This is a genomic window from Kitasatospora sp. NPDC085464 (assembly GCF_044541955.1).
Taxonomy (GTDB): domain Bacteria; phylum Actinomycetota; class Actinomycetes; order Streptomycetales; family Streptomycetaceae; genus Kitasatospora.
The window spans coordinates 14817-37027 of sequence record NZ_JBITTM010000016.1; the positions used below are offsets into that span (position 1 = coordinate 14817).

General features: G+C 76.4%; 16 protein-coding genes. All 16 read right to left on the reverse strand.

Annotated elements, in window-relative coordinates:
• Positions 1-146: 146 nt before the first annotated feature.
• The 16 genes from ACIGG8_RS16075 to ACIGG8_RS16150 all read right to left on the reverse strand — a co-directional run bounded on the left by ACIGG8_RS16075 (position 147) and on the right by ACIGG8_RS16150 (position 22091).
• Entirely contained in the window at positions 147-2399 is a 2253-nt protein-coding gene (locus tag ACIGG8_RS16075; RefSeq protein ID WP_396548497.1) for a hypothetical protein, read from the reverse strand.
• A 109-nt stretch (positions 2400-2508) separates the two neighbouring features.
• Positions 2509-5199 (reverse strand): hypothetical protein, encoded by a 2691-nt coding sequence (locus ACIGG8_RS16080; protein ID WP_396548498.1) that lies wholly within the window; start codon positions 5197-5199, stop codon positions 2509-2511.
• Positions 5196-7760 carry a hypothetical protein gene (locus ACIGG8_RS16085; RefSeq protein ID WP_396548500.1) on the reverse strand — a complete coding sequence of 855 codons (2565 nt, stop codon included), beginning with the start codon at positions 7758-7760 and terminating at the stop codon, positions 5196-5198. Before ACIGG8_RS16085 ends, ACIGG8_RS16080 begins: the two co-directional genes overlap by 4 nt.
• Entirely contained in the window at positions 7757-8122 is a 366-nt protein-coding gene (locus ACIGG8_RS16090) for a GPW/gp25 family protein (protein ID WP_396548501.1), read from the reverse strand. The genes ACIGG8_RS16085 and ACIGG8_RS16090 overlap by 4 nt, the downstream gene beginning before the upstream one ends.
• An 82-nt stretch (positions 8123-8204) precedes the next feature.
• Positions 8205-8909, reverse strand: a complete 705-nt coding sequence (locus ACIGG8_RS16095) for a phage baseplate assembly protein V (protein ID WP_396548503.1) — start codon at positions 8907-8909, stop codon at positions 8205-8207.
• Between the two features lie 6 nt (positions 8910-8915).
• Positions 8916-10016 (reverse strand): phage late control D family protein, encoded by a 1101-nt coding sequence (locus tag ACIGG8_RS16100; protein ID WP_396548505.1) that lies wholly within the window; start codon positions 10014-10016, stop codon positions 8916-8918.
• Positions 10013-10318 (reverse strand): tail protein X, encoded by a 306-nt coding sequence (locus ACIGG8_RS16105; RefSeq protein ID WP_396548507.1) that lies wholly within the window; start codon positions 10316-10318, stop codon positions 10013-10015. Before ACIGG8_RS16105 ends, ACIGG8_RS16100 begins: the two co-directional genes overlap by 4 nt.
• A 32-nt stretch (positions 10319-10350) precedes the next feature.
• Positions 10351-11019: a hypothetical protein gene (locus ACIGG8_RS16110; protein WP_396548508.1), complete on the reverse strand. Its 669-nt coding sequence runs from the start codon at positions 11017-11019 to the stop codon at positions 10351-10353.
• Between the two features lie 22 nt (positions 11020-11041).
• Positions 11042-14236 carry a DUF4157 domain-containing protein gene (locus ACIGG8_RS16115; RefSeq protein ID WP_396548509.1) on the reverse strand — a complete coding sequence of 1065 codons (3195 nt, stop codon included), beginning with the start codon at positions 14234-14236 and terminating at the stop codon, positions 11042-11044.
• Positions 14233-14538, reverse strand: coding sequence for a hypothetical protein (locus ACIGG8_RS16120; RefSeq protein WP_396548511.1), 306 nt, complete (start codon positions 14536-14538; stop codon positions 14233-14235). Before ACIGG8_RS16120 ends, ACIGG8_RS16115 begins: the two co-directional genes overlap by 4 nt.
• The gene (locus ACIGG8_RS16125) at positions 14535-16586 is read right to left on the reverse strand and encodes an ATP-binding protein (RefSeq protein ID WP_396548512.1); all 2052 of its coding nucleotides are present in this window, start codon (positions 16584-16586) and stop codon (positions 14535-14537) included. The genes ACIGG8_RS16120 and ACIGG8_RS16125 overlap by 4 nt, the downstream gene beginning before the upstream one ends.
• Entirely contained in the window at positions 16583-17815 is a 1233-nt protein-coding gene (locus ACIGG8_RS16130) for a Pvc16 family protein (RefSeq protein WP_396548513.1), read from the reverse strand. Before ACIGG8_RS16130 ends, ACIGG8_RS16125 begins: the two co-directional genes overlap by 4 nt.
• Positions 17812-18792, reverse strand: a complete 981-nt coding sequence (locus ACIGG8_RS16135; RefSeq protein WP_396548515.1) for a hypothetical protein — start codon at positions 18790-18792, stop codon at positions 17812-17814. Before ACIGG8_RS16135 ends, ACIGG8_RS16130 begins: the two co-directional genes overlap by 4 nt.
• Positions 18789-19616, reverse strand: coding sequence for a hypothetical protein (locus ACIGG8_RS16140; RefSeq protein ID WP_396548517.1), 828 nt, complete (start codon positions 19614-19616; stop codon positions 18789-18791). Before ACIGG8_RS16140 ends, ACIGG8_RS16135 begins: the two co-directional genes overlap by 4 nt.
• Positions 19613-20131, reverse strand: a complete 519-nt coding sequence (locus ACIGG8_RS16145) for a phage tail protein (RefSeq protein ID WP_097239622.1) — start codon at positions 20129-20131, stop codon at positions 19613-19615. The genes ACIGG8_RS16140 and ACIGG8_RS16145 overlap by 4 nt, the downstream gene beginning before the upstream one ends.
• Before the next feature lie 13 nt (positions 20132-20144).
• A complete protein-coding gene (locus tag ACIGG8_RS16150; protein ID WP_396548518.1) occupies positions 20145-22091 on the reverse strand; it encodes a phage tail sheath family protein in 1947 nt (648 codons plus the stop codon).
• Positions 22092-22211: the final 120 nt, after the last annotated feature.

Here is a 22211-nt window from a genome sequence, read left to right on the forward strand (position 1 = left end):
GCTGCATGGGTTGCCCGGTGCGCGCGCGGGGCGCGGCGGGCGCGGGTCGGGCTCCTCCGGGTTCCCGGGCTCCCGGGTCCCCGGGTGGCCTCGTGAGCCGGCGGGAGCCCTCGGGAGCCCTCGGGGGTTCCCTCGGACGGTGGCGGTCAGACGATGACGGTGATGCCGGCGGTGACGCCCGCCGGCAGGTACTCGTCCAGTCGCCGCCGCAGGTTGTCCAGCCGCTGGGGCTCCTTGACGTGGCAGTAGGCGCCCATCTCGCTGCCGTCCTCTGCGCCGGTGGCGATCTCCGCCGGGCAGCGCGGGTCCAGCTCCGCGAAGCCCGGGTCGCCGTAGGTGCGGGAGACCACCACCGGGCGCACCCGGCGCTGCTCGGCGTCCACCAGGGCGTCGCGGTCGGCGCCGGTGGCGTGGGGGTGGGCGGCCAGCACCCGGGCGACGGCGAGGTCGGGCTGGCAGGCGAAGCGGCGGGGCGTTCGGCCGGCCTGGGCCGGGTGGGCCGGGTCGTCCGGCGGCAGGTAGCTGTACCGCAGGCAGCCCTGCTGGGTGCGGGCGGCCGTCAGACGGGCCGTGAACAGGCATTCGCTCGCGTCGACCGTCCGGGCGGCGACGGTGCCGAGGAAGGTGGTCCGCTCGGCCCGCAGCCCGGTCCCGGACGCGCCCGCGCCGGTGACGGCCTCGGCGGCCGCGGTCGGGCCGGTGGCCGGTCCGGCGACCACCGAGTCCAGCAGCAGCACCTCGTCCGCCGGGGTGTCCAGGCGGACGGGCCCGAGCAGGCAGAAGGCGAGCTGGATCCGGAGCGTGGGGGAGGGGCCGCCCACCGTGATGCTCGGCCCGTCCGCGACCGGGGCGCCGGTCTGGTCGCGCGGGCCGCCGGGCAGCAGCGTGCAGTGCATCAGCCGCAGCCGGGCGAGCGCGGGCCCGGTGGCGATCCGGCCGTCCAGGGCCACCCCGGACAGCGTCAGCGTGCCGTCGCCCCGGACGGCGAGGGTGCCGTCGGCGGGCGCGGGGCGCAGCACCGGCCGCTGCAGGTCGGCCGCCTCGACGAGCAGGCTGCGTCCGGTGACGGTGACTCCGGCGGGCAGCGCGTAGTCCTCGCTGTCCAGGATCCGGATGACGGTGTGCCGGGCGGGGCCGGTGGACCAGGCGGTCAGCGCGGCGGTCAGCGTGGTGTGGTCGGCCCCGTGCGCGGCGACGGTGAGCACTTGGTCGGGCTCGCCGGCGGCGAGCCAGCCGGAGCGGTCGTAGTCCCCGCCGCCGACCACTCCGGCCGCGCCGTGGAAGAAGGACCCGCGCAGCAGGGCGGGCAGCGGGAGCCCGGAGCCCACCGCCACCCGCCCGTTGCGCACGTCGACGGCGAGCACCGCGCCGTCCGGTCGGGCCGCCGGCCAGGGGTCGAGCCGGCGGCTGACCACGGTGGCGTGGAGCTGCCCGGGGTCGGCCGGGTCGGCGGTGGGGGCGGCGAGGCGGTCGTCGAACCAGACGCCGAGGCTCGCCGCCGGGGCGTCGGCCTGGTCGCCGACCGGGCCGTACAGCGCGGTGGGCGAGGGCGGCGGGCCTCCCGCCGCCGAGGTGTCGGGGTGGGCGAGCAGGTCGGCCTCGAACAGTGCGGGCCGCAGCGGTGCCGGGACGGCCGCGGCTTCGAGGCCTGGCGGCAGGTCGGCGGTGCGGCTTCCCCGGGTGAAGAGCGGGCGGTCGAGCCCGAGCGGGTCCAGCCGGTAGCGCCACGGCTGGTCGGCCCGGCGGGCCGGCACCTGCTGGTGGGCGGCGGCGCGCTCGCGGTGGACGGTGACGGTCAGGTGTGCCGGGTGGTACCAGCCGACGGGGCCGTCCGGGCGGCGCACGTCGACCAGCCGGGTGGTGCGGTCGAAGGGCGTGCCGGCCAGTGCGCTGTCCAGCCGGGTGGGCAGCCGGGTGGTGGTCAGGTCGGGGCGGGTGTGCCGCAGGTGCTGCGTCCAGGCCGTCCGGGCGAGGCCCTCGACCAGCCGCACCGGGAAGCCGCAGGCGTGCTGGGCGACGTCGGCGAGTGCCGAGACGGTCCCCTTGCGCCGCCGTACGGCGATGGTCCGGGCCACGTCGGCACGCGCGCTCGCCCCGGCGGACGGGAGCAGGCGCGGTCCGCGCAGGTCGTCGAACTCGACGAGGGCGGTGGCGTCGTCCTGCGCGGTCGAGGCGTCGTACAGCGGGACGGTGCCGACCAGCCGGGCCAGGTACGGGACGTACTGGTCCTGGCAGGTCTCGATGAAGTGGTCCTCGTAGCCGCGCGCGATGTCGGCGGCGATGGCGTCGGCCTGCTCGCCGATGACGGCGAGCAGGGCCCGCAGCGGCTCTCCCGCCTCGGCGTCCCTGGCCCTGATCACGGCCGGGAGCTGGGCGTAGAGCTGGTCTGCGGCAGTCATGCGGGCCACCTCCGGGGGGTGTCGGGGCTGGTTGTCGGACTCCCGTCCGCGGGGCGGCGGGCGGGCCGAGGAGGCGGGCGGTGCGGTCGGGGCGGGTGGTGCGGGGGCGTCATGCCAGGCCGCCGGTGGCCGGGGCGGGCGGCGCCGCCGCCAGGGTGACGGTGAGCTCCCCGGGGGCGAGCACCGGCAGTTCGGCCGGCAGCACCCCGCCGCCCGCGCCGGCCCGGACGTCCAGCAGGCGCAGCCGCTCGGGCAGCGGGCCGTCGGCGGGGTCGGCACCGTGGTCGGCCAGGAACGCCGCCCAGACGGCGTCCGGGAGGCCGGGCGGGCGGGCGAAGCCGAAGCGCGTGACGGTGACCGCCGCCGCTCCCGGCACCGCGGAGGCGGCGAGGTAGAGGTCGGACAGGTGCACCGCGCGGGCGAGTTCGGTGCGGTCGAAGCCGAGCCGCTCGGCCAGGGCGGCGCGCACCCCGGCGAGGACGGTGTCGGCCTCGGCCGCCGGGTCCGGGGTGACGGCGGCGGCGACCACGAGCGGTACCGGGGCGAAGTCCTCCACCACGACCCGGCGGTAGGGCGGGCTCGCCGAGGCGACGGTACGGGCCAGCAGCCGGCGCCCGGCGGCGTCGAAGGTGCCGCCGGCGGGCCCGGCCGCCGTCACTGCGATCAGCAGGCCGCGGCCGTCCCACACGGTGGCGGCCCTGGCCTTGGCCACCTGGCCGGTGGCGACGAGCAGGTCCGCGCAGTCCGCCGCGCTGACGGCCCGGCCGAGCACCCGGACCGTCCCGGGGGCCCGTTCGCGCAGGGCGCTGCCGTCCTCCCGGTCGGCCCCGCCCTGCGCGGCGGCCGGGTTGGCGACGGCTTCGAGCCCGGGCAGGCGGTGCAGCGGCTGGGTGAGGGTGCCGGCGCCGACCCGGCCGGCCAGCCCGGCGCCGTACCGGTAGCCGGCGACGACGTTGGCGGTGCCGCTGCGCGGGCGGGCGCCGGTCGTCCCGTCGCCGTACTGCACGGCGGTCGAGCCGTCGGCCTCGGTGCGCAGCTCGTACACGTCGTCGTCCGGCCCGGCGCCGAGCAGCTGCGGCACCTCCCGGGAGGCGAGCCCGCCGACCCGGACGGTCAGTGCCGCGACGCTGCCCTCGGGCGTGGCCGCGGGCACCCGGGTCAGCGGGACGTGGGCGAGCGTGAAGCGCTGGAAGGCGGAGGAGGCGTCACCGGAGCCGAGTACCTCGTGGGGGACGGTGGCGCCGTGGCTCGCGGTCGCGGCGTTGCCGAGCAGTGTGGTGGCGGCGGCGTCCAGCGGTGCGGTGTCCTCCGGCTGTGCGGCGAGCGGCACCACCAGGTAGCAGGCGTCGCCGGCCCGGACGCCTCCGGCGGGCGGGTTCGCCCCGGCCGGTTCAAGCCGGACGGCGCCCCGGACGGTGCTGGTGACGGCCCGTCCGCCCGGGGCCGCGAGCACCAGCCGCCGGCCCCGGGGCAGGTCGGCGGGTGCCACGACGGGCGCCGCGGCCCGGTCGGTGCCGGGCGGGCCGAGCACCTGTACGGCGTCGGCGGCCCCGGCCCCGGCTGCGGTCGGCGGGTGCGGGGCGGCCACGGCCAGGCCGGGGATCCAGAGTTCGTTCCCGAGCCGGTCCGGGTAGTCCTGGCCGAGCCACCGCACCGCCTCCCCGTCGAGTTCGACGACCTGGAGTGCGCGCCGGTCCGCGATCTCCGGCAGATCGGGCTCGACGGTGACCAGGACGACCTGGCCGGTCGGCCCGGCGCTGCCCAGGAGCTTCTCGGTGCCGGGCGCGGTCTCCTTCACCCGGACGACTCGGATGAACGCCCCGGGGTCGACGACCAGCAGCGGCGTCCCGACGGCCAGTGACTCGTGCTTGCGGTCCAGCGGCAGCGGCGCGCCGGCCGCGATCGTCAGGTCGACCGCGGCCCCGAGGTTCCAGGTGACCTTGCCCGCGCTGTCCTCGGAGGGCGTCGGCGGCGTGGTGTCGGGGGCGTCGTGCCCGTTGACCAGCAGCGGCCGGGCCGGCCGGTACGCGGCCGCGCCCGCCGCGGGAGGCTGGGCGGCGAGCCGCAGCCGCAGCCCGTCCGGCCCGGCGTCCAGGGCGGCGACGGTGGTGCGGACGACCGAGCCGGGGCCGGTCGCCTCGGAGGCGCTCCCGGCGTCGGCCGCGCCCGATCCCTCGACCACGACGAGCATCGGGTCGCCCGGCCGCAGCAGAGCGGCCCAGCGCGGGGCGTCGGCCGGGTGGACCAGCGCGCCGCCGGGCCGGGTGAGCGGATCGACGGCCGTCGGCCGTCCGTACGCGGGCAGGGCGTTGAGCCGCCAGTCGGCCGCGCACCCCTCCAGCGTCTCGAAGGTCTGCGGCTGCTCGCCGGGGCCGGGCACGCTCTGCACCGGGAAGCCGGCCGGCACGGTGAGCGAGGCGCCGGCGGCGAGCGTGAACGCGAGCGTGGTGGTGGCGGAGACGCCCGGCCGAGGCCGGTAGCCGATCAGTTCGACCAGGCGGTGCACGCTCTCGTCGAGCACCGCGGTGCCGAGGAAGTGCTCGTTGACGTACCGCTCCTGATGGAACGTCAGGACGTCGCCGAGCGCGGCCCACTGTTCCAGCAGCGTGATCGCGTGGTCGTCCTGGTCCCGCGTGGTGAGCGCGGCGAGCCCCGGCTGCGCGGCGATCCGCTCCAGCATGGTCCGCCGGAACGAGGCGAAGCCGCCGATCCGGGCGCGCAGCGCAGGCAGGCCCGGAGGGTTGTCGACCGGCAGCGGGGTGTCGGGCCGGCCGCCGGGGCAGGTGCCGGGAGCGCTCAAGGGGTACCTCCGTCGATCTCCAGGCGCAGCACGCCGTGCTCCGGCAGGCTCGGGTCGTCGTCCAGCCGGAGCACCTGCCAGGGCGCCACGTCCAGGCGCCCGGCGGCGAGTTCCCCGTTGTCGGGCGCGTCGTAGCGGCGCAGCGCCAGGGCCTTGACCGAGTCCACCCCGGGGACGGCGGCCGCCGCCGCGTACACCTCGCCGAGGAGCAGCGGACGGCCGAAGCCGAGCGACGGCCCGGCGAGCAGGCCCGCTCGCCCGTCTGGCAGCCGGCCGGCGAGCAGGGCGTCCCGTACGGCGCGGCGCACCACGGCCCGGCTGTGCCCCGGGGCTGCGCACACGTGCAGCGCGAGTTCGACCGCGACGAACTGCGGCGGCCGGACGTCCACGTCCTGCCCGGCGAGCCGGACGGCGTCCAGGGCGGCGACCACCTCGGCCCGCAGGCCGGCGGAGAGCTCCTGGTGGCTGCCACCGGTGTCCACCAGCGCGGCGGGGTCGACCGGCAGGACGGAGACCAGCCAGGTGTACCAGCTGCCCGTCCAGCGCAGCGCGGCCACCGCCGCGCGTACGGCGGGCAGCCGCAGGACGGCGTCGACGGCGTCCCGTTCGGTGACGGCGCGCTCCTGGCGGGCCCGGAAGGCGTCGGGGGCGAGGCGCCGGGCGTGCTCGATGCTCTCCGGCTCGGTGCCGCCGGTGGCCGACACGGGGTTGCGGACGGTCCGCACGCGGTCGGCGTCGGCCGCGGGCAGGACGATGTGCGCCAGCGCCTCGGCGCCGATGTTGCCGGCCGTGCCGTTGCCGATCCGGTAGCGGGCCTCGAAGGTCTCGGCCTGCAGCGGCGGCCGGCCCAGCGGGGGCCGGCCGAACCGGATCAGTCCGTGCCCGGTGTCGTCCACCTCGACCACCAGGTGCAGGTCGTTCGGCCCGCTGTCGAAGAGGTCCGGCACCGGCGAGTACACCTCGGCCGGGCCCGAGCGCGGCCGGGCGGTGACGGTCAGGGCCGGGACGGCCGTCTGCGGGCCGCCGGACAGGTCGGTCCGCTCGGTGCCCGGCGCGCCCGCCTGATGGGTCAGCGGGGCGTCCGGCAGCCGCAGCCGGGGGTCGAGCGGTCCGCCGAGCGGCCCGGCGGCCGTCGGGTCCCAGCCGTCCGGGGTGATGTCGACGCCGTCGACGGTGGCGCCGTGGTCGGCGAGCACGGTGTTGCCCCGGGCGAGCGAGACGTCCTCCAGCACGTCGCCGTCGGTCTGCACGGCGCGGACGCAGACCGGCCGGTCGGGCGCCTCGGCGGCGGCCCACCGGACCGCGAGCAGCGGCAGTTGCGGGTCGGCGTCGTGGGTGCGCTCGGTCAGCTGCACCTGGCCGTCGGCGTCCAGGGCGACGGCCGGCAGGTAGGCCGGGTCGGTGCCGGGTTGGACGTCGGTCAGCCGCACGACCCAGCGGGCGGTCGGGTCGGCGTCGGCCGCCAGCCCCGTCCGCGGCGAGCGGACCTGCTCCAGGACGAGCAGGTCGCCGGCCTTCAGCACCGGCTCGGCGGCGGTGCCGGGCTGCGCCGGGTTCTCGGCCCAGAGCCAGGCGGTGGTGGCGCCGGCCGGGAGCCAGTAGGCGTCCTCGCCCCAGTGGTGCAGGTGCAGCAGGTTGCCGAGCGGATCGGCCGTCAGCTCGTGGGCGGTCTCGAACACCACCGAACCGTCGAGCGGGGGCGCGGTTAGGGCCGTGCGGTCGACCAGGTCGGCGCGGATCCCGGGCCGCGGGGCGCTGCGCTCGCCGGGCAGGGGGTTCGGGACCGCGGTCAGCAGCGGGGTGCCGCGCGGCACGGTGACCGGCGCGTCGACGGCCAGGTGCACCGCGGTGGCGGCGTTGCGGCCCTGGTGCAGCGCGTAGTCGACCAGCCGGACGTGCCGGCGTACCGACACCCGGCGGCGGGCGAGCCCGAGGTAGCCCTCCAGGAGGGCCGCGTCCTGGGCGTAGGACAGCTGGTCCGCGTGGAAGGCCAGCAGTTCCAGCAGGGTGACGGCGGGGTCGGCCGGGTGCCGGTCCGAGAGCGAGGGGTGGCGCTGCGCCGCGAGGTCCAGCAGCATCCGGCGGAAGCCCGCGAAGTCCTTGGCCGCGCCGTCGAGCAGCGGCTCGGGCCCGCCCGGGTCGGCCGGGCCCGAGCCGGGGGTGCGGCAGTCCAGGTCGGAGGGGCAGGCGGCCATGAAGGAGAAGCCGATCCGGCGCAGTACCGGGTCGAGGTCCGGGACGGTCAGCTCCAGCTCGTACCGGCTGAAGTCGCCGGGCCTGTCGGTCCGCACCAGCAGGGTCCGCGCGTCGGCGACGGCGACCACCCGCACCCGGATGCCGCGGACCCGCTCGCCGCCCTTGACCAGCACCTGGTCGGGGCGGCTGACCAGCTTCCACGGGTCCGCGCCTGGAGGCAGGTCGCGCAGCAGGCCGACGGTGAGCCGGCTGTGGTCGGCGGCGTCCACCTCGACGTAGTCGATGCCGTTGCCGCGCTCCTCCTCGTCGAGGAGTTCGGCCCGGCGCCGGGAGAGCGGGTCGGGCGGCAGGATCGCCTCGCTCATGCCGGCACCACCACCTGGACGACTCCGGCCCCGCGGTCGACGCGGCGGCGGTAGGCGACGGTGACCACCAGGGAGCCGTCCTCGCCGGCCACGGTGTCCACCCGGTCCACGGCGACGACGTCGTCCACCCAGGTGTGCAGCTGGGCCTTGACCAGCGCCTGGGTGGCCGTCGCCAGGACGTCCCCGAGCGGCGCGAAGACGAGCGCGCGCAGCCCGCAGCCGAAGTCGGGCCGCATCACCCGCTCGCCCGGCTCGGTCAGCAGCACCAGTTCGATCAGCTCGCGGACGTGGCGGTCCGGGTCGGCGCTCGCGGTGCGCCCGGTGCCGTCGACGCGCAGCGGGAAGGAGAGCGGCCCGGTCACGACGGCTCCGCGGTGGTGCCGGGGCGTGGTCGCGCCGGTCCTGCGCCCGGGCGGACTCCGGGCCGGGTTGGGGTCATCTGCGCTACTCCACCAGGTTCTTGACGCTGAGCAGGGCGGGCGTGGGCGGGGGCACCTGGGCGACCGGAGGGGTCGGTACGACGGGCAGTGCCGGCCCCGCGACCATGCCCGGGTGGATGTGGGTGTTGAAGAGGGTGGCCAGCTGGGTCAGGTAGCTCAGCAGCTGGGTGCCGAGGACGGCCGGCTCGGAGGCCTGCCGGCCGTGGTTGACCAGCGGCGCCTCCAGGGTGACGTGGGTGAGCGCCTGCAGCGTCACCTGGCCGGAGTCCGCCTTGATCTCCAGCAGGTTCTGCCCGGTCATGTCGCTGACCGTCAGGGTGTGGCCGTCGTCGTCCAGGGCCACGGTCAGGCCGGTCTCGCTGGTCAGTTCGCGCCGCCCCGGGCTGGGCAGCGGCGAGGTCGGCGCGCCGGGCGCCTCCAGCGGCCCCCACCAGCAGCCGGTCCAGATCGGGCGGGACGGGTCGCCCGCCTCGAACTCGACCCACAGCGCGGAGCCGACCGGCGGCACGGTGTACAGGCCCGAGCGCTGCCCCGCGTACGGGGTGCACGGCAGGGCCCAGCCGGTCTCGACGTCGCCGAGCACCTCGGGCACCTTGGCCTTGAGCCGCCCCGACTTCAGCGGGTCGTCGACGCTCGTGACCTCCCCCCGGTACTTGCCGAAGTAGCGGTCGGTGCTCGCCCCGATCGCCAGCAGTGCGTGGTCCAGCACGTTCGTTCAGCCTCCCAGTGCGCCGAGCAGTCCGGAATCGCCCACCGCGTTGCGCACCGCGGTGAAGCGTTGGCTGTAGGCCCTGGGGGTGATCCGGTGCACGACCTTGCGGACCAGCCACGGGCCGCTGTAGGCGGGGCCGGCTCCGGCCAGCCGGATCGGGTCACCGGGGCGCAGCGGGCCGACCGAGGCGTCCACCGTCCCCTCGGCGACGATCGCCAGGGCCGCCCGGTCGACCAGCGCCTGGGCTGCCTTGCGCAGGTCGCCCGCGCCGGTCAGGGCGGAGCCGGTGAGCCGGGTCACCGGGGTCGGGCTCAGCCCGGAGAGCACGCTGGTGCCGCCGATCGTGGCGCTGACGGCCGTCACCTCGGCGTTCTGCCCGCTGTGCCGCAGGTCCATCGCGTCCGCGGTGACGGTCGTGGCGCGCAGCATGTCGTGGCCGATCCGCAGGTCGGTGACGCCGCTGGCGGTGCCGGCCCGGACGGCGAGCGTGGCGACGGGCAGGCCCTCGGCGGAGACCTCGTGGAAGTGGCCGACCTCGATGCCGGTGTTGGCCTGCGGCAGGGTGTACACCTCGAAGCCGTTGCGCCGGGCGAGCCGGCGCAGGAAGCGGATGTCGCTGCCGCGCTGCACGGTGGTGCCCTCGGGCTCGATCAGCACCGGCCCGGTCGGCGAGACCTGGGGGACGAGCCGGTAGCCGGCGAAGATCTGGGCCGCGATCACGGCGTCCGGCAGGTTGGGCCAGGCCTGGGTGCGGTCCTGGAGGTTCATCAGGCCGGTGGCGTCGAGGCCGCCGACCTCGACGGAGGAGTCCCCGGCGCTCTCGCCGTACACCACGGAGCGGGTCGCCGCGTACCCGGCGAAGAGGAAGACCGGCAGCGGGACGGTGCCGATGACGGCCCCGATCCGCACGCTCTGCCCGGCGGTGAACCGGTCGGGTTCGAGCAGCGGCCACTCGCCGCGCGGGGACAGCCCGGTGCCCAGCCGCAGCCGGAAGGTGCCGGGCGCGTCCAGGGTGGTCTCGACGACCAGCTCCTGGAGCGCGTCCAGCACCTCGCCCGGGGCGGGGGCGTCGTCGACCAGCAGGACGACGGTGACGGCCGTCACGACAGCGCCTCCGGGGAGACGGGCTGCGGCAGCTCGATCGGCGTGCCGGGCGGCTCCAGCACCGCGGCCGGGCCGGCGGCCGCGGCGGCGGGGTTGGCGTCCACGATCCGCCACCAGGCGCCGGGGTCGCCGTAGGCCCGGTACGCGAGCAGGTCCAGCCGGTCGTGCGGCCGGGTCGCGCCGGTGACGGTCGGGCCCGTGGCCGGTGGCACGCGCAGGGTCACCCACGGCCGGGGCCGGCCCCGATCGTCGACGTGCACCGCCACCGGAACGTCCCGGTAGCGGCTTGCGGGGTCGAACATCGGGCCTCCTGTGCAGGGCGGGTGAGGGGCGGTCAGAGCGGCAGGACGGACGGCGCCTGCGCGGCGGACTGCGCGGTGTTCACCGCCGAGAACACCTCCCGGGCCACCGCGTGCACGTCGGCGAGTGCGCTGATGAACACGGGCGCGGCCTTGAGCTCGTCCTGGCTGAGCGTGGTGAGCTGGAGTTCCGCGCGGGCGCTGATCGGGTTCAGCCTGGCGTCGAAGGCCTGCTCGGTGACGGACAGGCCGGCCACCTTGACCGGCAGGACCCGGCCCGCGCCCCAGACCAGGACCGTCCAGTTCAGCCCCTGCGGCGTGATGACGGCCAGCCCGATCTGCGCCTGCAGTTTCGTCAACTTGGCCAGCACGGTGGAGGGATGGACCAGCTGCTCGATCGCCGAGATCACCGGCAGCAGCCCGCTGACCACCGTGATCGGATTGGCGTCCGGGTGCTCCAGCCGGTCGGCGGCGTCCAGGGCGAGCGACACGGTCAGCGTCTCGACGGGCGTGGTGGCGGGGGTCTGCGACTCGCCCGCCCCGGCGGGCGGCTTCGCCCCGGCGGCCTGCCCCAGGTCGAAGCGCCGCGCGAGGGAGTCCGGGTTCAGCGGGAACACGATCATCTGCACGGGGACGGGCACGACCGACCCGAACACCAGCAGCGCCCCCTTGGTGACCCTCGGCCGGCCGGGAAACTCGCTCATCGACAACCCCAATCCCGTGCATCTACAACTTCAGCCCGCTCCGGACCCGGTCGGTGATCTGCCCGGCCAGCGCCATCACGTCGATCTTCGGGGTGACCCACTGGATGTCCTTCGCCTCCGGCAGCCGTAGCGGCTGGTCGGACTCGTAGTGGAACGGCGCGATCAGACCGAACTCCAGACCGGTCTCGTACGCGTAGGCGGCCAGCTCGTACGGCCAGCTCGTCTCCCCCAACAGCCGTGCCTTGGCCGTGATGTCCGCCGCGATGCGCAGGGTGAGCACCGGCTGCACCTTGATCTCGGCCTTCGCGTCGAAGGAGAGCACGTTCCGGGCGTACACCAGGGCCGCCTCGGCGTTCAGACCGCCCTTCAGCAGCACCCCGCCGGTGACGCTGATGCCCCCGGTGACGCTGGCCACGCCCGCCGAGAGCCCGGCCGCCGCCCGCAACCGCAGCTCCAGGCCCGCCTCGGCGGGGAGCACCAGCCGGGCCTTCGCCCCGACCTCCAGGCCGGTGTCCTGCTCCAGCGGGTCGAAGGCCGCCGAGATCACCAGGTCACGGATCTCGCCCGGCCCGAAGCTGTACCTGAATGCCGCGGCGGCGCTCAGCTGCGCCACCAGGCCGAGCGAGACCGGGCCGAGCGGCACGGCGAAGAGCGGGATCTCCGGGAACGGGATGTCGAAGATCTGGTAGCGGTTGCCCCGCGGCTCCAGGAACCGGTACGGCGGGAAGCGCAGCTCGCCCTCGACGCGCAGCTTCCGGTCGGGGGAGAGCAGCACGGCGGCCCGGCCGACCAGGCCGGGCCGGATCGCCACCTCGACCTCGCCCTTGCCCGAGATCCGGCCCTCCCGGTCGAGCACGGCGACGAGCTGGCCGCTCACCCGGTCGCGCTTGAGCTTGACGGTGCCCTTGCCGGTGAAGTGGCCCTCGGCGTAGGCGAGGTCCATCGTGCCGTCGAGGCCGAGCACGGTGAAGGTGGTGTGCCCCGAGCCGGTGACCTGCTCGCCGTCGTAGGAGAGCCGCAGCTCGAACGGGCGCAGGCCGGGCACGGTGACGGTGCCCTGCCCGGAGTAGACCAGGCGGTCGTCGCGCCTGGCCACGTTGAGGCCGATCGGGGTGCCCAGCACCGACAGCGTGACCTCCCCGGTCGCGCCCCAGCGGCCGCCCGCGAAGTCGACCGCCACCGCGCCGCCGGTCACCAGCCCGGCCCGGGGCGTGGCCCGCAGGTCCAGTCGGCCGGTCAGCCCGGTGTGCGGGCGGTACGTCACCGCGGCCTCGGCCCGGTCCAGGCCGGGTACGGCGGCGTGCAGGGCGCCGGTCGCGAACAGCCCCGCGCCGTCCGCCCCCACGTTCAGGTCGCCGGTGAGGACCCGGGCGAGTTCGAAGCCCAGGTGGCCGCCGGCCGTGAAGCCCGGCCCGAGGGTGATCGCCAGTGAGGCGTCGGTGATCCTGAACGGCGGCAGCGAGAGTCTGCTGCGGTCCGGGCTCACCGAGGCGTGCAGCCCCTCGCGGTCCAGGGTCACGGCGATCGGTCCCCGGTTCAGCAGGGGGATGCTCGGGGTGATCGCGCCCTTCCCGACCAGGCCCTCCTCGGCCATCCGCAGGTCGAGGTGGCCGGTGCTCAGGTACGGGTACGTGAACTCGATCCGCTTGGTCCTGTCCGGGAACTCCAGCCGGCCGGTGGCGCCCGGGTCCACCACCTTCAGGGGGAAGTCGCCGCCGCCCTTGAGCAGGCTGACCTCCAGTGGCTGCCGGGTGCCGGCCCGGGTGCCCTCGAAGCTCGCGGTGACGGTGTCGTGGCGGTGCTCCACGGTCCGGTGCAGCGACTTCAGCACCATGCCCGGGATCAGCTCGCGCGCCGGGTGGTTGGCCTGGTCGCCGGCGATCGGGTCCGGCACGGTGGGCCGGATCTCGGGCGCCACCCTCAGCACGTGGGAGGCGGCCCCGGCCGAGACCGGGTAGGGGGTCCGGTCGGCGAAGGCCTTTTCCAGCTTGGCCCGCTCCGCCTGGTTCGGCCGGCTGCCCGCTGCCAGGTCGGCGAGGGCGGTGCGGTGCACGGCGATGGAGTTCGTCGCCTGGCCGCGGCGCTTCGCGATCACCGCGTCCTGCTGCTCCGGTTCGACGGGCAGGGTCTCCAGGGCCGGCGCGACGTAGGTCCCCCGCTGGACGGCGCTGGAGAAGCGCAGGGTCAGACTGCGGGGCTCGAAGGCGGGGTTCTGCTGGCCGAGCGCCTTCACGACCTGGTTCGCGGCGCTGCTCAGATCGTTCCAGATCCTGCGCCCGCTCGCCATGTTGGCCTCGGCATCGTGCGGGGCGAGGTTGGCCGGCACGTTGGTGCCGCCCAGCTGGAGCTCGACGACGTGGTCGATCTGGGTCCTGTCGGCCCGCGACTCAGGCCGGAACTCCCCGGACTTCTGCTCCTTCCCGCCCGCCTCGTACCACCACTGGCGGGCCGCCTCCGCGGGCCACCTGACGCGCTGGAGCCAGAGCTGGCGCAGTTCGTCGGCCGGTGCACGCTTCTGCCACAGCTCCGCCCTGATGTGGCTGCCGCTGACGTCGGTGACGGCCTGCAGGGCGCCGCCGCCCTCGGCGTTCTTCGCGGCCAGGGCCTGGTACTCCTCCTTCCACGGGCCCTTCTCCTGCGGGAGGACGAAGGCGCCCAGCTCGACGAGGACGACGGTCGGGTCCTCCTGGAGCTGCCGCACCGTCTCGACGGTGCGCTCCTCGCCCGCGTACGTGATCGTGAAGGGCTGCCAGACCGTGGCGGGCGGCGGGGCCTCCCCGGCCCGGCCGAGGAAGGGCGCCGTCGCCCGCTGCCAGGACCAGCCGTGCGGCAGCGGGCGGTGCGAGAGCGCCGCGGCGTGCTCGGCCTGCCGCTCCAGCGCGCCCGATGCGGCGGGCAGGTGGGTGCCGTCCCCGGCGAGGAGGTTCGGGGCGTGTGCGACGCCGCCGTGCTGGGCCACGTGGGCGAGTTCATGGGCGATCAGCGCGCGACCCGGAGCGGTGAGCGGGTCGTAGGAGCCGTGCGCGAAGACGATGTCGTGGCCGACGGTGTACGCGCGGGCCCCCAGCGTGCGGGCAGCGGCGTCGGCCTCGGGGCCGGTGTGCACCCGGACGGGCGTGAAGTCGTGCCGGAAGTTGGCGGACAGCCGGTCGCGGGTGCCCGCCTCCAGCGGCCGACCGGGCCCGGCGAGGCCGGTGGCGGCGGACGGGCTGCTCATCGCCGCACCACCCTCGCCACGGCCTCCGCCAGTTCCCGCCCCAGCCGCTCGCCGCCCGGGCCCCGGACCGGGGACTCCGGGTCGTCCGGGCCCGGCACCCGGGCGTCGGTCACCGGTGTGCGCGGGCTCGCCGGATCGGCCAGCAGCTGGGCAAGCCGGCGGCGGAAGACCTCCAGGACCTGCGGTACGTCCGCCTCCCGGACGCCGCGCAGCACCAGGTGCTCGATCTCCACCTCGACCGGCGCGGTGGCGCCGGCGCCCGTCCACGGTCCGCCCGTCCACGGTCCGGCCGGGGAACTCATCCCCACCCCCGCAACTCGTGCGAGGACACTGGGCGCTCCAGCTTCTCGCACTCGATCCGCACGGCCTCGCGCACGTGCGCCATCCGTACCGGCTCGTCCGCGTCGGCGGCCAGGAAGGCGGCGTGCAGCGCGAGTTGGGCGATCGTTCCGCCCGCCACGGCGACCTGAGCCAGCCGTGCCGGGTCCAGCCCGTCGACCGGGACGCCGGCCGGGAACGCCCGCTCCCAGAGCCGGGCCCGCTGCTCGGCGTCCGGGAAGGGGAAGGTGACCACGAACCGCATCCGCCGCAGGAACGCCGAGTCCAGCGCCTCCCGGGTGTTGGTGGTCACGATGCAGATCCCGCCGAAGGTCTCCAGCCGCTGGAGCAGGAAGCTGACCTCCAGGTTCGCGTACCGGTCGCGGCTGTCGTGGACGGCCGTGCGCCGGCCGAACAGCGCCTCGCCCTCGTCGAAGAGCAGGACGGCCCCCGCCTCGGCGGCGGCGAAGAGCCGGGAGAGGTTCTTCTCGGTCTCGCCGAGGTACTTGCTGACCAGCTGGCCGAGGTCGGCGCAGACCAGGTCGCGCCCGAGCTCGGCCGCCACCGCCTCCGCCGCGGTGGTCTTCCCCGTCCCGCTCGGCCCGCTGAACAGGGCGGTGACCGCCAGACCCCGGTGGCCCGGCCCGGGGTGCCCCCACTCGTCGTGCACCCGGCCCCGCTGGCGGACCTGCGCCAGCAGCGCCCGCAGCGCCCGCTCGGCGGGCTCGGCGAGCACCAGCGAGTCGAGTCCGCGCACCGGGCGGTGCAGCCGGGCGAGGCCGTGCAGCGGTTGGTCGGCAGTGGCGCGGCAGGCGGCCACGAGGTCCGGCACCGGGACGGCCCCCGACGCGGGGGCGGCGAGCCGGACGCCCCGCTCGACCCCCAGCGCGATCGCGGCCGGGGTGAGCGGGGTGCACTGCGCCAGCTCGGCGAGTTCGGCCGGGCCGGCCGACAGGCCCACGTCCGCCAGGGCGGCGGCGAACAGCTCCCGCCGCTCGCCCGGGCCCGCGGCGGGCAGCCGCAGGACGGGCTGCGCGCCGGCGCCGGCCGTCGGCTCGGAGAGCGAGAGGACCACCGGGACGCCGTACGAGCCCACGTCCACGGCGAGGCGCAGCACCGCGGGCGCCGGCCCGGCGAAGGCGGCCGGGCCCCCGTCGGGGCCGTGGTCCGGTCCGGCCGGCCGGTCCGGCGCCTCGATCAGCAGCAGCCGGCCGCCCAGCGCCGTCTCACGGGCGAGCAGCCGCCCGTACAGCTCGGCGGTGGGGGCGTCGGGCGGTACGTCCCCGGCCTCGGTCACCAGCGTGGTCAGCCCCAGTGCGCGGGCCGCCCGCACCGCGGCCTGGCGCCGCGTCAGACGGTCCTCGCCGACGAGTGAGACCGGGCGGGGGAGCGCGGCCGGCCCGGGAGCCGCCAGGGCGGCGAGCTGTCCGACGGCCGCCAGCTGTCCCGGGGCCAGCCGGCAGAGGTCCTCGGCCGTCCGCGCCCGTCCGCGCAGCCGTTCGTCCAGGGTGACGGCCCCGACCAGGGCGTGCAGCACCCGCTCGTCCACCGCGAGCGGCAGCTGGGCCAGGCCGCCGTACCGGCCGGGCGCGGGCTCCGGGGGCAGGTCGGCCAGCCGCCAGTGGCGCAGCGGCGCGTCGGGCAGCAGCGCGCTCCAGTGCGGGTCCGGGAGCGCGGCGAGCGCCCGGGAGAAGGTCGCCGGGCCGGCGGCGCAGGGCAGGCCGAGTTCGGGCGCCGCGGCGGCCAGCAGGACGTCCTGTTCGAAGCGGGTGAGGCCGAAGAGCCGCGCGATCCGGTGCAGCGCGACGGGTGTGCCGGTGTCCGCGGCCACCTCGGCGGCCAGCAGCGCCGCGGCCCGCTCGGGCCGTTCGGCGTCGGCCGGGCGGCCGTCCAGCCGGGCTGCGACGGCCTCGGCGTGCAGGACGAGGTGCCGCTGGTTGTCCCGGGCCCAGACGGCGGTCGGTGCGGCCTGCGGCGGTGGGCCGGCGGTGCCGGCGCCGGTGGCCGGCCGGTCGTCCTCGGTGGTGGTCACAGGGTCACCTCCTGCGGCAGGAAGAGGCCGTGGAGGTCGAGCGGCGGGAGGCTCCGGGCGCCGTCGACCTCCAGCGTCACCCGGTAGTCGCCGCGCGGCGTGTCCGTCAGCGGGACGCTGATCGAGGACTGCGGCGCGGGTGTCACGTCGAGCGCGAGCGCGACGGTCGCGTCCGGGTGCACCCGGTCGAGCAGCAGCCGCACCCGCCGCTCCGATCCGGTGAGCGCCGGGAGGACGTCGGCGGCGAGGGTGCCCTGGTAGTCGCCCGCCCCGGGGGCGGGCGTGGCGGTCACCGCGCCGAGGGTCGGCAGGACCGTGAACGCGACCGGCGCGCTCGCCAGGGCGGGAGCGGTGAGGGTCACGGTGGGGTCGAGCGGCGCGGTCAGCCGCAGAACCTGCACGGTGTGGACGCCGGGCCGTACCCCGGTCAGCGAGACGGTCAACTGCCCTGCGTCCAGCACCGTGGCCGGGGCGGGGGCGCCGTCGACCAGCACCTTGAGCGTCTCGCCGGGCAGTGGTGCGAGGGCCGAGCCGAACAGCCGCAGATCCGGCATCGGGGAGGTTGCTCTGACGGGCGCGCCGACGCCGTCCGGGCCGGCCGCGGTGTCCAGCCGGGGGCCGTTCAGCACCCGGGCGCCGAGGCCGGTCCGGAGCACCGGCAGGACGGTGCCCGCGACCTCGGGGGACTCCACCACGACGGGCCCGGCGACGAACGCCAGGCTGAGGGCGAAGGCTCCGGGCTGGTACAGCGCCCAGATCCGGGTCAGCTCGTCGATGCTCAGCGACTCCGGGCGGATCCGCACCCGCTCCTGGGCCCGGGCCAGGTCGTTGCCGGTGATGTCGGGGTGGCCCGCGGTGGCGAGGTCGATCAGGTCGGGGAACACCTCGGGGGTGGCGTGCAGGGCGGCCGCGCAGAGGGCCAGCAGCTGCTCGCTCTGGTAGGAGCTCTGGCCCCGGAAGGTGAGCAGGTAGTGCAGCTCCAGCACCGTCCGGGGGACTTGACGCAGCGCTCCGCCGAACGGGGGGCGGGTCGGCAGGTCGTCCGCGGCCAGCGAGGCGTTGCGGTCGATCCGGTACAGGTGGACGCCGACCAGCGGCAGGTTGGTGTCGTCGTCCAGCGATCCGGCCTTGACGGTCGTGCGCGTAGCGACGTTCGCGGCGTCGATGCGCGTCTGCAGCAGGGTCACCAGGCAGGCGGTGACGGTCGGTACGGCGAGCGCGTTGCTCATCCGGGCCACCCCCCGCCGTGCCGACGGTGCGCGGCGAGCAGGTCGGGATGCCGATCGGCGGCCGGCGCAGCCGGTGCGGACGGTGCGGCCGGGGCCGGCGCCGCCGCGGCGGGCGCCACGACCAGCTCCACCCGGCCGATCCGGACGACCACCGGAGCCGGTGCGGGCGCCTCGGCGGCCCGCCCGCGCCGGCCCGCCCGGCCGTGCGCCGCCGGGGACGGCGCACCGTGCGCCGGATCTCCCGGTCGGGGGAGCAGCACCACCGCAGGCGGCAGCGGCGGGGCGGCGGCCGCGGTGTCGGCCGCCCGGTCGGCGGGGTGCGGCCCGGGCCCGGCGGGCCGGGTGGCGCGGCCGGGGGCCTGCGGCCCGGAGCCGGGTTCGCCCTCCGGTCCGGCGACCGGGCCGAGGTCGGCGCCCGGTGCGCGGCGGCGCGGCGCCGGGTGTGCCGGGGCCGCCGCCGGAGGCACGGCGGCGCTCTGCTCGGGCCCGTCCGGCCGTGCCGCCGCAGCACGCTGCTCCGCCCGGAGCGGGCCGAGCGACACCCTCCGGTCGGCGGTCGGCGGGCCGGCCGCCCGCGGGGACCGGTTCGGCGGTGCCGGAACTTCGGAGCTCGCCGCGTCGAGTGCGGTGGGCACCGGCCGCCCACCGGCCTCGGGGTGCGACCCCCAGGAGGCGGGCTCGGCCTGACGGTCCGCCGGGCGGCCCCGGTCGGCGTCCGGCCCGGCCGGGAGCCCGGCGGGATGGGCCGGGTCGGCCGGGTGGGGCGTCCGGGCGCTGCGAGGGCGGGAGGCGGCCGCGGCCGCGGCGAACCAGGAGAGGTGGGACTCCGCGGCGCTGCGCAGCAGCAGCGCGGCGGAGGCGTCCCGGCCGGTGCCCGGCTCCGGCCGGGGGTGTTCCGGGCTCGGGGCGGCTGGGCCGGCCGTCATCGCGCGGGCGACGAGGCGGCGCAGGAGGCCCACCGGGGCCGGCGCCGTCACCGGTCACCGTCCCAGGCTCCGCCGTCCGCGACCAGCGTCAGGTAGCCGGCCCGGCGCGGTGCGGGAAGTGCCAGCACCTCCGGTTCGGTCCAGCCGTACGCCAGGGCGAGGGCGTGGACGTCGGTCATCAGGCGGCGGTGCGGGGTGAGCCGCGCGGCCAGTTCGGCCGCCGGGTCGAGCACGGCCGGCACCGGGGTGGCGCAGGCGGCGCAGGAGAGCAGCAGCTCGATGTCGGCGAGCGGGTCGGCGGCCGCCATGGTGGTCTCGACGGCCGCGAGGGTCGCGTCGTCCACGGTGTGCCAGGCCGTCACACAGCGGTCCAGCAGCAGCCGTCGGGCCTGCTCGGCCGGGTCCGGTGCGGTCGGCGCCAGCTCGGCGAGCGCCTCCAGGTCCGCGCCGGTGGGCAGCCGGAAGGCGGGCAGGCCCTCCGGCGGGCGGGGCCCGGAGGGGGCGTGGGCCGCGTCGCCCAGCAGCTCCACCAGGTCGACGGCGGCGTCCAGCCGTTCACCGCAGGACGGGCAGTCGAGCACCCACTCGACCAGCGAGCCGTACGTCGACGCCACGAGGGCGAGCAGCAGCGCGTTGCGGTCGCCGACGCTGAGCGCCCGCAGCTCGTCGGGCTCGGGGCGGCTGCCGCCGAGCTCCGCGACCACGGTGGCGAGCACCAGGGTGACCCAGTGCTCGCCGCCGGGGCCGTTCCCGCCGAGGGCCGCCTCGTCGGCGCCGGTGAGCACGCGCACGGCGGCCGTCGTCGCGGGGCGCGTCGCCAGGCCGTGCCGAAGCCGTACCGGGCGCGCCGGGCCGATGTCGAGTCCGGGGATCATACGGAGAACGAGACCTCCTTGGGCTCGACCACGGCCGGATCCCGCTCCCAGCCCTCGTTTTCGAGCTTGATGTGGGCGAGCGCCACCGCGTTGGCATTGGCGTCGAGGTCCGGCAGCGACTGGTACTCGCTCACCCAGCAGCGGAACACGTTGTAGGCGATGACGAGTTGGCCGGCCTCGTTGTAGAGCTCGATCACGATGTCCTTGCGGAAGTCCGCGAGGCTCACCTCCGCGCCGAGGGCGGCGCCGTGCTGCCAGACCTTGGACGCCCACGCCTCGAACTCCAGGTCGTGGGTGACTCCGCGTTCGAGCGTGATCGCCTCGTACTTCGTCCGGCCGGGCGAGCGGCGCGCACTGGACGGGTCGCCGCCCTCACGGAACTCGACCACCTCGGTGGTGCGTTTGAGGCTGCTGACCTTGCTGACGCCCGCGACGTAGCGGCCGTCCCACTTGACCCTGAACTTGAAGTTCTTGTACGGGTCGAAGCGATTGGTGTTGACGGCGAACTGGGCCATGAGTGGGCTCCCCTCAACTCTGCGTCTGGCCGGCGAGCTGCTGAAGCCGGATGATCACGAACTCGGCGGGCCGCACCGGCGCGAAGCCCACCAGGACGTTCACCACGCCGAGCCCCTGGTCCGTGGTCGTCGTCGTGGTGGAGTCGCAGCGGACGAGGTAGGCCTCCTTCGGGGTGCGCCCCGCGAAGGCGCCCTGCACGAACAGGCCGTGCATGAACGACCCGATGTTCAGCCGGATCTGCGACCAGAGCGGCTCGTCGTTGGGCTCGAACACCGCCCACTTGAGCCCGATCAGCAGGCTCGACTCCAGGAAGTTGGCCAGCCGCCGCACCGGGACGTACTTGTAGTCCGAGGAGGCGGCGTCACCGCCGGCCAGGGTCCGCGCGCCCCAGGAGACCTGGCCGTAGGCGGGGAAGCTGCGCAGGCAGTTGACCGCGATCGGGTTGAGGGTGCCGTTCTCGGGGTCGGTCAGGTCGTAGCCCAGGTCCTGGACGCCGAAGAGCTTGGCCTCCGTCCCGGCCGGGGCCTTCCAGACACCGCGCGCCGCGTCGATCCGGGCCATCAGGCCGGCGATCGTGCCGCTCGGCCCCACCGAGCGCGGAAGGTAGTTGCGGGTCGGGTCGGCGATGGCGAGACGGGGGTAGTAGAGGGCGCTGTACTCGTCGCGGACGTAGCTGTGGCTCTGGAGCCAGTTGCGCAGCGCGGTCGGGCTCGGCAGGCTGTCCGGGGGGTCGAGGAGCAGCAGGGCGCGCTTGCGGCGGCAGTAGGCGATGGCGTTGCCGACGGCTTTGCTGTACTCGGCGTCCAGCGTGCCGGCCGAGGCGAACGGGTCGTTGTCCGAGGCGCTCTGGTTGCCGAGGCTCGGCAGGCACAGGAGCGTGAAGTCGGTGTTCTCCAGGGCGAACATGCCCGATCCGGTGCCGACCTCGCTGCCCACGAGCTCGTCCGCGCCGGGATGGGCGCCGTCGCCGCCGCCCGCCAGCGCGACGGCCCCGGCGTGGGTTGTCGCGCCGTTCAGGTTGAGGGCGGTCGCGGTGTGGTCGTCGCCGAGGTTCTCGACGGTGACGGTGAGCCCGGAGGCGGCACCGGGCAGGACCTGGAGCCGGCTCTTGGTGGGGTCGGCGTTGTCGGGGACCACCCGCACGACGGCCTGGGACCAGACGGGCTTGTTCGCCACGGCCGTTCGCAGGGCCGACTGGAAGGCGGCGGCCAGCGTCTCGACGGAGTCGGGCTTGCCGGGGAAGGTGATCGGCCTCGGGGGGAGTCCCTGGATCGTCACCGTGACACCCAGGGTGTTCGTGTCGGGGAGTGCCCCCTTGTCGACCACGGCGGAGGAGACCAGCCCGCTGGCGGCGGGCTGCGAGGGAGTGTTCGCTCCCGTCACGGGGCCGACGGTGACCAGCTCGGAGGCCGCGTTGACGGCCGTCGTGAGGTAGAGGGGGTCGTCCGTCTTGGTGCTGTCGGCGGTCAACCCCCGGTAGGTCTCCTGCCGCAGGACGGTCGGGTTGCCGGCGTCCCCGCCCAGCAGGCTGATCACCAGGTCGAACCGGGCGGGGTCGGTCGCAACGAGGACCTGGACGCGCAGGTCGTTGCCCCACGCCCCCTCGTCCCGGGCCCTGACGGTGAACGCGCCTGCGCCGTCGGCCTGCAGGACGTCGACGTGGGCCCGGCCGAGTGCGGCGGCGCCGGCTCCGGGGGCGGCCACCCGGACCACGTAGGCCCGCGCGCCGCCGTTGAGGAAGTACTGCTGGAGTGCGAAGGACGTGTCGCTGTCCTTGTGCAGGCCGCCGAACGTCCGCTCGACGTCGGCGAAGGAGAGGACCTCCTCCGGGCTGTTCATCGGACCGCGTGGGAACCAGCCGATGAAGGCCGCGATCGCGGTGGGCACACCGACGATCGGATGCACACCACTGGGCACCTCCTCGACGTACATGCCCGGGAACGTGGGTGCGGTGGGCATGGGCGCTCCTTTCGTCAGTGGATCCCCCGCAGTCTCGCGACGGCCTGTCACCGCGCCGTCCGATCCGGCGTCACAGTGGCGTCACATCGGCCCGGTTCACCCGGATGCCGCATGCGGGAC